The organism is Paenibacillus sp. FSL K6-2524, from assembly GCF_038005525.1.
Taxonomy (GTDB): Bacteria; Bacillota; Bacilli; order Paenibacillales; family Paenibacillaceae; genus Fontibacillus; species Fontibacillus anaericanus.
Genome location: NZ_JBBOSP010000001.1, coordinates 5,489,501 through 5,502,500, shown reverse-complemented (window position 1 = coordinate 5,502,500; position 13,000 = coordinate 5,489,501). Strand labels below are relative to the sequence as shown.

Genomic DNA, 13,000 nt, shown 5'->3' with positions numbered 1-13,000 from the left:
AGCTGGGAGAGCGCCTGCCTTGCAAGCAGGAGGTCAGCGGTTCGATCCCGCTTGGCTCCACCAAGAATCCATCTATTTTGTTTGTCCGGAATTTCGGACTCAAACTTCAAATTTTAACTTTGTTTGATTGTAGTGCCTCACATCTGTGGTGCTTACAAACAACCAAACCTTTGATCCTTGAAAACTGGATAACGAAACGAAATTGTGTAATTAAGTAATATCCTTTGTTCCAAATTTGCTTCATCGCAAATTTGATAAAGGTAGTGAATGCCGAGAGGTTAAGCTACTAAGAGCACACGGAGGATGCCTAGGCACTAGGAGCCGAAGAAGGACGTGGCGAACAACGAAACTGCCTCGGGGAGCTGTAAGCAAGCTTTGATCCGGGGGTGTCCGAATGGGGAAACCCAGCTACTGTAATAGGTAGTTACTCGCACCTGAATACATAGGGTGTGTAGAGGCAGACCAGGGGAACTGAAACATCTAAGTACCCTGAGGAAGAGAAAACAATAGTGATTCCGTCAGTAGCGGCGAGCGAACGCGGATTAGCCCAAACCAAGGAGCTTGCTCTTTGGGGTTGTGGGACGTCTCACATGGAGTTACAAAGGATTAGAGTAGGCGAAGAGGTCTGGAAAGGCCCGCTAGAAGAGGTAAAAGCCCTGTAGCCAAAATTTTAATCCCTCCGAGACGGATCCCGAGTAGTGCGGGGCACGTGAAACCCCGTATGAATCCGGCAGGACCATCTGCCAAGGCTAAATACTCCCTAGTGACCGATAGTGAAGCAGTACCGTGAGGGAAAGGTGAAAAGCACCCCGGAAGGGGAGTGAAATAGATCCTGAAACCGTGTGCTTACAAAAAGTCAGAGCCCTCTATATGGGTGATGGCGTGCCTTTTGTAGAATGAACCGGCGAGTTACGTTCCCGTGCAAGGTTAAGGTGAGAAGCCGGAGCCGCAGCGAAAGCGAGTCTGAATAGGGCGAATTATAGTACGTGGACGTAGACCCGAAACTGAGTGATCTACCCCTGTCCAGGGTGAAGGTGCGGTAACACGCACTGGAGGCCCGAACCCACGCATGTTGAAAAATGCGGGGATGAGGTGGGGGTAGCGGAGAAATTCCAATCGAACTCAGAGATAGCTGGTTCTCCCCGAAATAGCTTTAGGGCTAGCCTCGGAGTAGAGAGTCGTGGAGGTAGAGCACTGATTGGGTGCGGGGCCCGCCAAGGGTTACCAAGCTCAGTCAAACTCCGAATGCCATAGACTCATATCCGGGAGTCAGACAGTGAGTGCTAAGATCCATTGTCAAAAGGGAAACAGCCCAGACCATCAGCTAAGGTCCCCAAGTGTGTGTTAAGTGGGAAAGGATGTGGAGTTGCACAGACAACCAGGATGTTGGCTTAGAAGCAGCCACCATTTAAAGAGTGCGTAATAGCTCACTGGTCGAGTGACTCTGCGCCGAAAATGTAACGGGGCTAAACACACCACCGAAGCTATGGCTTGATACATTAGTATCAGGGGTAGGGGAGCGTTGTATATACGTTGAAGGTATACCGTAAGGAGTGCTGGAGAGTATACAAGTGAGAATGCCGGTATAAGTAACGAAAAGATCAGTGAGAATCTGATCCGCCGAAAGCCTAAGGGTTCCTGAGGAAGGCTCGTCCACTCAGGGTAAGTCGGGACCTAAGGCGAGGCCGAAAGGCGTAGTCGAAGGACAACAGGTAGAAATTCCTGTACCACCGTAATCCGTTATGAGTAATGGGGTGACGCAGTAGGGTAGTGACGCGGACTGATGGATGTGTCCGTCTAAGCAGTGAGGCTTGTGTGTAGGCAAATCCGCACACTATAAGGCTGGGCTGTGATGGGGAGCGAAAATTTATAGTAGCGAAGGTCATGATCTCAGACTGCCAAGAAAAGCCTCTAACCAGGAGAAGGTGCCCGTACCGCAAACCGACACAGGTAGGCGAGAAGAGAATTCTAAGGCGCGCGGAAGAACTCTCGTTAAGGAACTCGGCAAAATGACCCCGTAACTTCGGGAGAAGGGGTGCCCCGGTAGTGTGAATAGCACGAGGGGGCCGCAGTGAAAAGGCCCAAGCGACTGTTTAGCAAAAACACAGGTCTGTGCGAAGCCGTAAGGCGAAGTATACGGGCTGACGCCTGCCCGGTGCTGGAAGGTTAAGGGGAGTGGTTAGCAGCAATGCGAAGCTATGAACCGAAGCCCCAGTAAACGGCGGCCGTAACTATAACGGTCCTAAGGTAGCGAAATTCCTTGTCAGGTAAATTCTGACCCGCACGAATGGCGTAACGACTTGGGCGCTGTCTCAACGAGAGATCCGGTGAAATTTTAATACCTGTGAAGATGCAGGTTACCCGCGACAAGACGGAAAGACCCCATGGAGCTTTACTGCAGCTTGATATTGGACTTTGATACGATTTGTACAGGATAGGTGGGAGCCTAAGAAGTAGGAGCGCCAGCTTCTATGGAGGCAATGTTGGGATACCACCCTGATCGTATCGGAGTTCTAACCTAGGACCGTGACCCGGTTCGGGGACAGTGTCAGGTGGGCAGTTTGACTGGGGCGGTCGCCTCCTAAAGTGTAACGGAGGCGCCCAAAGGTTCCCTCAGAATGGTTGGAAATCATTCGAAGAGTGCAAAGGCAAAAGGGAGCTTGACTGCGAGACTGACAAGTCGAGCAGGGACGAAAGTCGGGCTTAGTGATCCGGTGGTACCGCATGGAAGGGCCATCGCTCAACGGATAAAAGCTACCCTGGGGATAACAGGCTTATCTCCCCCAAGAGTCCACATCGACGGGGAGGTTTGGCACCTCGATGTCGGCTCATCGCATCCTGGGGCTGAAGTAGGTCCCAAGGGTTGGGCTGTTCGCCCATTAAAGCGGTACGCGAGCTGGGTTCAGAACGTCGTGAGACAGTTCGGTCCCTATCTGTCGTGGGCGTAGGAAATTTGAGAGGAGCTGTCCTTAGTACGAGAGGACCGGGATGGACGCACCGCTGGTGTACCAGTTGTTCCGCCAGGAGCATAGCTGGGTAGCTACGTGCGGAAGGGATAAGCGCTGAAAGCATCTAAGCGTGAAGCCCCCCTCAAGATGAGATTTCCCAATTAGTAAGACCCCTTGAAGACGACGAGGTTGATAGGCTTGAGGTGGAAGTACAGTAATGTATGGAGCTGACAAGTACTAATCGGTCGAGGGCTTATCCTACATGTTACGAAGATTTATCTTCGCACACATACGGGTGTACACACACTTACACACAATTTCGTTTCGTATCCGGTTTTCAAGGATTAAACCTTGAGCGAGCATGTCTTTCTGATGATTGATATTTTCTCGCAGCGATTTCGAGAAGCGAAGCTTCAAAAAATCACGTTTGGTGGCGATGGCGGAGGGGTTCCACACGTACCCATCCCGAACACGACCGTTAAGCCCTCCAGCGCCGATGGTACTTGGACCGCAGGGTCCTGGGAGAGTAGGACGCCGCCAAGCGAAATACCACTTGATGTGGTATTTTTTTTGCCTCACATCTAGATCATTTAAAGCTCTTTGAAGGTCTAGTAAGGCGTAAGATGCATCATCTTAGCAGTTGTCGGGACGTAGCTCAGCTTGGTAGAGCACCTGGTTTGGGACCAGGGGGTCGCATGTTCAAATCGTGTCGTCCCGACCATTATATTAAAGTGTTGAGTCCATCCTTAGGATGGGCTTTTTCTGTTATATGTGCGTGTTTAACCAGAAGAATATTTTCAACCTAACAGGTTCACACTGAATGTAGAAAGACGCCCTCTTGGCAAACCAATAAATTATGTTATAATGAAAACAAGGTCAAAGAAAGTCAAAGTCAACAGTCGCTATTTCACAACATGCTATACAGTTTATAAGTAAGTGTTTTATAAGGTTCGAAGTGGGTTATTTTAAAATATTGGCTTGATGTTTGAGCAATGGAGGATGAGTGATGCGTAATATCTCCGATATTATAGAAAAATATCTCAAGGGTATTCTGCATGAAAGTCCTGAGGGAGCCATAGAAATTCAGCGTAACGATCTGGCCGACCAATTCTCCTGTGTACCATCCCAAATCAATTACGTCATTAGTACACGTTTTACGCTGGAAAAGGGCTACCTTGTGGAGAGTAAAAGGGGTGGTGGCGGTTATGTTCGTATTAGGCGGATTGAATTTCCTGGACCAACCACCTTGCATACACACTTACATCATACAATTGGTGACGAAATGGGTCAGACAGCTGCAGAGGGACTGATCTATCAGCTTGTGGAGGCGAGGTTCCTTAGTAGTCGAGAGGCTGCTCTTATGCGTGCTGCCATATCTAGGGAAGTGCTGATGGTACAACTTCCTTACCGGGACCAGATCCGGGCACGAATCATGAAAGCTATGCTCATCTCTTTGTTAGGCTGAGGAGTCCATCTAATGGAGGAGGGATACTCGATGCAATGTCAAGAATGCGGTAAACGTCCCGCGACACTGCACTTTACCAAAATTGTGAACGGGGAAAAGACAGAATTTCGTATCTGTGAGTCCTGTGCCAGAGAAAAGGGAGAGATTATCCCAGGAACAACAGGGGGATTCTCCATTCATAACTTATTGTCTGGTTTTCTGGATTTCAACCCTGGAAGTCACAGTCAGAATCCAACGATTAAAGCCCCGGAGAATCTACGTTGCGAAGAATGTGGAATAACTTACTCGCAATTTAGCAAAATAGGACGTTTTGGTTGCAGTTCTTGTTATAAATACTTCAACGATCGATTGGACCCTCTGTTTAAGCGAGTTCATGGAAATACAGTTCACGTAGGAAAAGTACCCAAACGCGCAGGAAGTCACATCCAAGTGAAGCGTAAGCTCGATGAGCTTCGGCAGCAACTGCAGGAACGTATTCTTCAGGAAGAGTTCGAAGAAGCTGCTGGGTTACGAGATGAGATTCGCGAGCTTGAGAAGAATATTTCTGCAGAGTAGGAGGAATGTGCTATGCCAAATCTCCGGTTTACAGAACAACCACTGAGCGAATGGATGAGCAGTGGAGGCAAGGATTCTGATATCGTCATTAGCAGCCGGGTTCGGATTGCACGTAATCTGCTACATGCTCCATTTCCGATGCTGGCCACCAGTGAGCAATCCGAGGATGTTCTAAGAAAGCTGCAGGATGTGCTTGATGATGAACGAATAGAGGATTTTGGTAAAATATATCCTATCCTTCTTGACGATTTGGAGGATCTGGATAAAAAAGTGCTGGTTGAGAAGCATTTGATCAGTCCGAGCTTGGCCAATGAGTCCAAAAGTGGAGCTGTTTTCATTAGCGAAAACGAAAGTTTAAGCATAATGGTGAACGAGGAAGACCATTTACGAATTCAATGTCTATATCCCGGCTTTCAGGTACAGGAAGCATGGGAGCGAGCAACCTCGGTGGACGACATTTTTGAAGATCATGTAGATTATGCATTTGACGATAACCGGGGATTTCTAACCAGTTGTCCAACAAATGTAGGTACTGGACTAAGAGCATCCGTGATGATGCATTTACCTGCACTTGTGTTGACGGGTCAAATTAATCGAATTCTTTCTGCAGTTTCCCAAGTAGGACTTACAGTTCGGGGGATCTATGGCGAAGGAAGCGAAGCAATGGGGAACTTGTTTCAAATCTCAAATCAGATTACACTGGGACAAAGCGAAGATGAAATTATTGAGAATTTATACAGCGTTGTTCTACAGATCATTGACCATGAGAAGACGGCAAGGGAAACATTGCTAACCGAATCACACCTACGTATGGTTGACCGAGTGATGCGTTCGTACGGGATTTTATCTCATGCGGCCATTATGGAGTCAAAAGAAGCCGCGCAGCGCTTATCTGATGTTCGGTTAGGGGTGGATTTGGGACTAATTGATACGTTGTCGCCTCAAGTGCTAAATGAACTGAATGTGATGACACAGCCCGGTTTTTTGCAGAAAATATTTAGCGAGAATATGTCACCAGGAGAGCGGGATATGTACCGCGCTAAGCTAATCCGTGACAAAGTAAATGTAAATAACGGTAAAGAAAACTAGCTTCAGCTAGGGTTCCTTACCGCAAGCAATAGAACAATCATGGAGGTGTAGGAGAAGATGATGTTTGGAAGATTTACAGAACGTGCCCAGAAGGTGTTGGCATTAGCCCAGGAAGAAGCCGTAAGGTTAGGACATAATAATATTGGTACAGAACATATTTTACTCGGATTGATTCGTGAAGGGGAAGGTATTGCAGCTAAGGCATTGATCGGTCTTGGACTGGGTCTTGAGAAAATACAGGATGAAGTCGAAACCTTAATTGGACGCGGTCAAGAGCAACCTACCAATATCGCTTATACACCACGTGCCAAAAAAGTTATTGAACTTTCAATGGATGAAGCGCGGAAACTCGGTCATACCTATGTCGGTACAGAGCATATCCTGCTTGGATTGATCCGTGAAGGAGAAGGCGTAGCTGCACGTGTACTGAACAATTTGGGGATTAGCCTAAATAAGGCACGCCAACAAGTGTTGCAGTTGCTCGGTAGCAGTGAAGCCGTATCAAGCCATCATGGAGCGCCAGCTAATATAAATACACCTACACTTGACAGTTTGGCCCGTGATTTGACGGTAACTGCCAAAGAAGGAAACTTAGATCCTGTTATCGGAAGAAGCAAAGAAATTGAACGTGTTATCCAGGTTCTTAGCCGCCGGACGAAGAATAATCCAGTCCTAATTGGTGAACCAGGCGTCGGTAAAACGGCGATTGCTGAAGGCTTAGCTCAGATGATCATTAATAATGAAATCCCTGAGACACTTCGTGACAAAAGAGTAATGACACTCGATATGGGATCTGTTGTCGCGGGTACGAAATACCGCGGTGAGTTTGAAGATAGATTAAAGAAAATAATGGATGAAATCCGCCAAGCGGGGAACATCATATTGTTTATCGATGAATTACACACCTTAATTGGAGCAGGTGGAGCTGAAGGCGCCATTGACGCATCTAACATCTTGAAGCCAGCGCTTGCTCGTGGGGAGCTTCAGTGCATTGGGGCAACGACACTAGATGAATACCGCAAATATATTGAGAAGGATGCAGCCTTAGAACGCCGCTTCCAACCGATTACTGTAGATCAGCCATCAGTTGAAGAAGCGATTCAAATTCTGCATGGTCTTCGTGACCGATATGAAGCCCATCACCGCGTTAAGATCACGGATGAAGCGATTGAACAGGCAGTTAAGTTGTCCGACCGTTACATTCCAGACCGTTTCTTACCGGATAAAGCAATTGATTTGATTGATGAGGCTGGTTCCAAAGTAAGACTAAACTCTTATACTGTACCGCCTAACTTGAAGCAATTAGAAAGCCGTCTTGATGATATCCGCAAGGAAAAAGATTCCGCAGTGCAAAGCCAAGAGTTTGAGAAGGCGGCAGCATTACGCGATACGGAACAGAAAATTCGTGAAGAGCTTGATGTTACGAAGAATCAATGGAAAGAGAAACAAGGACGTACAGATTCTGAAGTGACGCCTGATGATATCGCACAAATTGTGGCGAGTTGGACTGGGATCCCAGTTAGGAAACTGAAGGCAGAAGAAACGGATCGTTTGCTTAACATGGAACAAATTCTCCATGAGCGCGTTATTGGTCAAGAGGAAGCTGTTAAAGCAGTTAGCCGAGCGATTCGCCGGGCACGTGCAGGACTTAAAGATCCGAAGCGTCCAATTGGCTCCTTCATTTTCCTGGGACCAACAGGGGTGGGTAAGACTGAACTTGCACGGGCGTTGGCTGAGGCTATGTTTGGTGACGAGAATGCAGTCATTCGTATCGATATGTCGGAGTATATGGAGAAACATTCTACATCTCGTCTTGTGGGTGCCCCTCCAGGATATGTTGGTTATGAAGAAGGCGGACAATTAACCGAGAAAGTACGCCGCAAACCGTATTCTGTTGTACTGCTTGATGAGATTGAGAAGGCTCATCCAGAAGTATTTAACATCTTGTTGCAGGTACTAGAAGACGGTCGCTTAACGGACTCCAAAGGCCGTGTAGTCGATTTCCGTAATACGTTGATCGTCCTGACATCTAACGTAGGAGCTGAAGCAATCAAGCGCAATACAAGATTGGGATTCACTGCGGTGGTTGATGCCAAGGGTGATTACGATAGCATGAAGGGTAAAGTGATGGAAGAGCTTAAGAAGAGCTTCCGTCCGGAATTCCTCAACCGGCTTGATGAAACGATCGTCTTCCATTCACTCGGTGAGGATCATATCAGCCAGATCGTTAATCTGATGTCTGAAGAGCTTCGCAAACGTCTGCAGGAGCATGAAGTTGATTTTGTCTTAACGGACAAAGCCAAAGCATTTTTGGCCAAGGAAGGTTTCGATCCTGCATATGGTGCGCGTCCACTACGTCGTGCGATTCAGAAGCATATTGAAGACCGTTTGTCTGAAGAATTGCTGACGGGTAATGTGAAAAAAGGTGAGTTGTTAACGATCGACGAGGAGAATGGCGGATTGACCGTTGAGAAAACAGGAACATTTTCCAAAAACGCTTAAAAAATTGAGCTATAAAGCCGATTAAAATAAGGATGGCTTCCCTAAGGTAATGCCTCGGGGATGCTATCCTTTTGTATTACATAATGCTCTGTTTTTAAGTTAATATAGGGTTGGAAAAAACTTTACGATAAATCTGAAACAATGGTAAACTTTAAATGTCACCTTTTGTGGTTGTACCTGCAAAGTTTGACAAATTTTGCAGAGTGATAAGGAGAGCAAAATGGTTAAAGTAAAGACAAAGTTTCTTTGTACCGATTGTGGCTATGAATCACCGAAGTGGTACGGGAAGTGCCCAGGTTGTAGCGCATGGAATTCCATGGTTGAAGAAACAGAAAAAGTAGTAAAGACACAAGGAGTCTCCACAGGCATATTTCACACGAAAGAAAAACCCCTTTCGATCATAAATATAGAGAGCGACAAAGAACCACGAATCAAAACTGGTATTGAAGAACTCAATCGTGTATTAGGTGGAGGAGTCGTTCCCGGATCCTTAGTATTGGTGGGGGGAGATCCCGGCATTGGGAAATCTACACTCTTACTGCAGACTTCGCACGAAATGGCCCATATTGGACTTAAAGTACTCTATATATCTGGAGAAGAGTCCATGCGACAAACTAAACTACGTGCGGAGAGATTAGGGGCCCTTTCTCCAGAACTTTATGTGCTTTGTGAGAGTAGTATGGATGGAATTGAAGAGGCCATCGAGAGTGTAAAGCCAGACTTCTTAGTTATTGATTCCATTCAGACGGTGTATTTGCCAGAAGTAACGAGTGCACCCGGAAGTGTATCCCAGATTCGCGAATGTACGGCCCGGTTTATGCGAATTGCTAAGGGGCAAGGGATTGCTACGGTACTGGTTGGACACGTTACTAAAGAGGGAGCTATTGCTGGTCCTCGATTGTTGGAGCATATGGTCGATTGTGTCCTTTATTTTGAAGGAGAACGACATCATTCATATCGATTGCTGAGGGCTGTAAAGAATCGATTTGGCTCAACCAATGAGATCGGCATATTTGAAATGAATGAGTCTGGGCTGGTTGAAGTGTCTAATCCATCCGAATTGTTCTTGTCTGAGCGACCGCTTGGTGTAGCAGGTTCCACCGTAGTGGCTAGTATGGAGGGAACGCGCCCGATTTTAGTGGAGCTGCAGGCTTTAATTGCTTCAACAAACTTTCCTTCCCCGCGTAGGATGGCAACGGGTGTTGATAACAATAGACTGAATTTGATCATAGCTGTTTTAGAGAAGCGGATGGGGATGTATTTACAGAACCAAGATGCCTATGTGAATTTAGCTGGTGGGGTGAAGTTGGATGAACCGGCTGTTGATTTGGCCATTGCGGTAAGTATTGCATCAAGCTTTCGGGATATACCAACCAAGCCATATGATGTTATTTTCGGAGAAGTGGGATTAACCGGTGAGGTCAGGGCGGTCTCCCGGGCTGAGCAGCGGGTGAAAGAAGCCGCTAAACTAGGATTCAAAAGAGTAATTCTACCGGAGAAAAGCCTGAAAGGGTGGAAGGGACCGGAGGGAATTCAATTAGTAGGTATAAATTCAGTTGCAGAGGCGCTAGCGGTTGCGTTAGATTAGGGGGCAATAATTAATGAAAGAAACAATTCAGTTAGAGAAGATGAATGATCTGTTAAGACTCGTTGCGCCAGGCACCGCCTTTCGCGACGGATTGGAGAATGTGCTTCGGGCCAAAACCGGAGGATTAATTGTAGTGGGCTATAGTCCTGAAGTGATGGAAGTAGTTGAAGGTGGCTTCTCCATTAACTGTGACTTCACACCCAATTATCTGTATGAGTTGGCCAAAATGGATGGGGGCATCATAATAAGCGAGGATTTGAAACGTATTCTCTACGCGAATACTCAGCTTATTCCCGATTCCTCAATTTCATCCTCAGAGACCGGGATTCGTCATCGTACAGCAGAACGGGTTGCTAAGCAAACCGGTAAGCTCGTCGTTTCCATCTCTCAGCGCCGTAACATTATTACTTTGTATCAGGGAGGGCTAAGGTACGCACTGAAGGAGATTGGTGTGATCCTAACGAAAGCCAATCAAGCGATTCAAACGCTTGAGAAGTATCGCTCTGTGCTCAACCAAGCCTTAACTAATTTGGCAGCTTCGGAATTTGAGGAACTAGTCACCATACCTGAAGTAGTAAATGTTATTCAGCGGGTTGAAATGGTAATTCGTATCAAAATGGAGATCAAACGGTTTATCAATGAATTGGGCACAGAAGGACGCCTGATCAGCATGCAGATGGAGGAACTTGTTAGCAATATGGAGGAAGAGGCGTGGTTGCTATATAAAGACTATGCCAAAGAGGAAAGTGATGAAGCGATCCGTGAAATCATTCATAACCTCAAACGTTCCAGTGATGATGAGCTACTCGATATGAATCATATCGTACGTCTGCTTGGATACCCTGCGTCGATGGCCACATCGGAAGATTTAATCTCGCCTCGTGGGTACCGTGTACTGAACAAAATTCCGCGGTTGCCCAATGTCATTATTCATAATTTGGTTGAGCGTTTTCAACAGTTACCTGGCGTACTTAGGGCTACAATCGAACAATTGGATGAAGTTGATGGTATTGGAGAGGTACGGGCACGGGTAATTAAAGATGGATTAAACCGCTTACAAGAACAGGTGTTCATTGACAGGCAAATTTAAATCTCCTACAATCAAGTGATAGTTATATTCTTGAAATACGCACTCGAGGTGAAGAGATGATTACAAAATCAATTCCGAACTTGTTTACTTTAGGTAACCTGTTTCTCGGAATGTTAGCCATTATGTTGGCGTTCGATGGTAGGTTTAGCCTAGCCGCCATCATGGTAATTGTCGCAATGCTGCTGGACGGCCTAGACGGGCGCGTTGCACGAGCGTTAAATTGTCAAAGTGAATTTGGTAAAGAACTCGATTCATTATCGGATATTATATCATTCGGTATTGCACCAGCCCTTCTTATGTATACTATTTCTTTCCACAGCATTCCGCTTGGATTAGCTTGGACAGTTACAGCTGTATTTCCGATGTGCGGAGCATTACGATTGGCACGGTTCAATGTGCAAAAAGGAATTCCTGGTTACTTTATCGGCTTACCTATTCCTGCTGCTGGTGGTGTTTTAGCAACACTTTCATTATTTCATAAAGATATTACAGCGCCTTACTTTATCATTGCGATGTTGCTATTATCCTATCTCATGGTTAGCTCCGTGAAGTATCCTAATTTCAAGAAAGTCGGTCTGCCGAAAAAAGCAGTTGCCGTTGCACCATTTGTCGTTGTCTTAGCAGTTGTTCTTGCCGTACTCTTTCCTGAGCAACTTTCTAAAATGATCTTTATTCCGCTTGTTATTTACGCGTTATATGGATTGAAACAAAACGTCGACAAACTACTCCGTCGGAAAAAGCGTCATGAGGACGACTCCGAAGAAGTTTACCGCCCTAAACGTTAATATCACTCAACGTACAAAAAGGCATTGATCACCGCGAAGCGGAATGATCAATGCCTTTTTTAGGTTTATTCTTTAATGGTTTTCAATCTTTATTATTTTTCAATGTTTAATGTTATTAATTATTTCAACCGCGTATCCCGTAGGGACAGCATTGCCCATAGCGGATCCCCAAAGGGGACAGCGATTCCACGCACATAGTAGTGCACATCACTCTCAGGCTGGGCGTAAGCTCTAAAAGTAAAGCGTGCCCGTTAGGGCGACAAGCGACTCATTTCACCCAAGTCACTCGTGTGCTTCTAAAGTAGTAGTGTCTGCAGCATGTTTACCCTGGTAATACGGGTGTGCCCAAAGTGAGACGAACCCGAAGGGGGAAAAGCGTGCCACGTACCACCCCGAGCGTATCCCCAACGGGGACAGCGATGCAGGAGCGCCTCTAACACTCCCACGTTCCTTAAGCGGGAGTCCAGAGGGCGGGCAGCCCTTGGGGCCCTCCCTTACGATAAGGGAGGGTTTGGGTGGGATGGGATACCGGATCCCCACAACTATGACAAATTAAACAATCCCAACGTTGAGCACTTCTTGAACTCCCGTTCAACGACTTCATTCATATTAATTTCTAACAAATTGCAAAGTGCTGACATATAAAAAAGGTTTCGTCCCAGTTCATTGGTAATAGCATCACGGCAGTTCTCACACAGTTCGCCTTGAACATGCTTACGAATCGTATCTTTGGCTTGTTGTAGATCTATACCAGGCTCAAAGTCTTGTTTCGTAGCATGTAGTTCAATACAGCCGCATTCAGTAACTGCTTTGGTGACTGAACGGACGACAGAAGCATTCGTCTGCCCTGATTTAGATAACACATCCAACAAACTACGGTGACGGAGCAACAGTTCAGAGACTTGTTCTTGGAAAGATTGAAGACTTGGTGTGTTCATTTTTCCATCCACCTCGATAATTAAGAATTGAATACATTAT

Annotated in this window: 8 protein-coding genes, 2 tRNA genes and 2 rRNA genes (1 of these 12 only partly in view); 11 read left to right on the top strand and 1 reads right to left on the bottom strand. The window is 46.3% G+C overall.

All coding sequences use genetic code 11. From position 1 onward, the window contains the following. The 11 genes from NST85_RS25740 to pssA form a co-directional block, all read left to right on the top strand. A tRNA-Ala gene (locus NST85_RS25740) sits at nucleotides 1-63 on the top strand; it begins 13 nt to the left of the window's first position. A gap of 213 nt (nucleotides 64-276) precedes the next feature. Next, nucleotides 277-3,209: ribosomal RNA gene (locus tag NST85_RS25735) — 23S ribosomal RNA — on the top strand. A 165-nt stretch (nucleotides 3,210-3,374) separates the two neighbouring features. After that, nucleotides 3,375-3,491 (top strand): 5S ribosomal RNA (gene rrf, locus NST85_RS25730). Nucleotides 3,492-3,592: 101 nt separating this feature from the next. After that, nucleotides 3,593-3,669: transfer RNA gene (locus NST85_RS25725), tRNA-Pro, on the top strand. Between the two features lie 285 nt (nucleotides 3,670-3,954). After that, complete coding sequence (locus tag NST85_RS25720; protein WP_127194375.1) at nucleotides 3,955-4,413, top strand: CtsR family transcriptional regulator; 459 nt, start codon at nucleotides 3,955-3,957, stop codon at nucleotides 4,411-4,413. A gap of 30 nt (nucleotides 4,414-4,443) precedes the next feature. After that, nucleotides 4,444-4,968: a UvrB/UvrC motif-containing protein gene (locus NST85_RS25715; protein ID WP_127194376.1), complete on the top strand. Its 525-nt coding sequence runs from the start codon at nucleotides 4,444-4,446 to the stop codon at nucleotides 4,966-4,968. 12 nt (nucleotides 4,969-4,980) lie between these two features. Continuing rightward, the gene (locus NST85_RS25710; protein ID WP_127194377.1) at nucleotides 4,981-6,057 is read left to right on the top strand and encodes a protein arginine kinase; all 1,077 of its coding nucleotides are present in this window, start codon (nucleotides 4,981-4,983) and stop codon (nucleotides 6,055-6,057) included. Nucleotides 6,058-6,114: 57 nt separating this feature from the next. After that, nucleotides 6,115-8,559, top strand: coding sequence for an ATP-dependent protease ATP-binding subunit ClpC (gene clpC, locus NST85_RS25705; protein ID WP_127194378.1), 2,445 nt, complete (start codon nucleotides 6,115-6,117; stop codon nucleotides 8,557-8,559). 220 nt (nucleotides 8,560-8,779) lie between these two features. After that, on the top strand, nucleotides 8,780-10,147 hold the full coding sequence (gene radA, locus NST85_RS25700; RefSeq protein ID WP_341190761.1) for a DNA repair protein RadA: 1,368 nt from the start codon (nucleotides 8,780-8,782) through the stop codon (nucleotides 10,145-10,147). Nucleotides 10,148-10,160: 13 nt separating this feature from the next. Next, nucleotides 10,161-11,237 carry a DNA integrity scanning diadenylate cyclase DisA gene (gene disA / locus NST85_RS25695; protein WP_127194380.1) on the top strand — a complete coding sequence of 359 codons (1,077 nt, stop codon included), beginning with the start codon at nucleotides 10,161-10,163 and terminating at the stop codon, nucleotides 11,235-11,237. Between the two features lie 56 nt (nucleotides 11,238-11,293). Next, nucleotides 11,294-12,022 (top strand): CDP-diacylglycerol--serine O-phosphatidyltransferase, encoded by a 729-nt coding sequence (pssA, locus tag NST85_RS25690; protein WP_307402307.1) that lies wholly within the window; start codon nucleotides 11,294-11,296, stop codon nucleotides 12,020-12,022. Nucleotides 12,023-12,564: 542 nt separating this feature from the next. On the opposite strand, the gene NST85_RS25685 is transcribed toward pssA, so the two are convergent. Continuing rightward, nucleotides 12,565-12,960 carry a DUF1573 domain-containing protein gene (locus NST85_RS25685; RefSeq protein WP_127194382.1) on the bottom strand — a complete coding sequence of 132 codons (396 nt, stop codon included), beginning with the start codon at nucleotides 12,958-12,960 and terminating at the stop codon, nucleotides 12,565-12,567. Nucleotides 12,961-13,000: the final 40 nt, after the last annotated feature.

Excerpts from the sequence above, each read along its gene's own strand:
- pssA (WP_307402307.1), top strand. The coding sequence starts at position 11,294 with ATGATTACAAAATCAATTCCGAACTTGTTTACTTTAGGTAACCTGTTT.
- radA (WP_341190761.1), top strand. The coding sequence starts at position 8,780 with ATGGTTAAAGTAAAGACAAAGTTTCTTTGTACCGATTGTGGCTATGAA.
- NST85_RS25715 (WP_127194376.1), top strand. The coding sequence starts at position 4,444 with ATGCAATGTCAAGAATGCGGTAAACGTCCCGCGACACTGCACTTTACC.
- NST85_RS25720 (WP_127194375.1), top strand. The coding sequence starts at position 3,955 with ATGCGTAATATCTCCGATATTATAGAAAAATATCTCAAGGGTATTCTG.
- clpC (WP_127194378.1), top strand. The coding sequence starts at position 6,115 with ATGATGTTTGGAAGATTTACAGAACGTGCCCAGAAGGTGTTGGCATTA.
- NST85_RS25710 (WP_127194377.1), top strand. The coding sequence starts at position 4,981 with ATGCCAAATCTCCGGTTTACAGAACAACCACTGAGCGAATGGATGAGC.
- NST85_RS25685 (WP_127194382.1), bottom strand. The coding sequence starts at position 12,960 with ATGAACACACCAAGTCTTCAATCTTTCCAAGAACAAGTCTCTGAACTG.
- disA (WP_127194380.1), top strand. The coding sequence starts at position 10,161 with ATGAAAGAAACAATTCAGTTAGAGAAGATGAATGATCTGTTAAGACTC.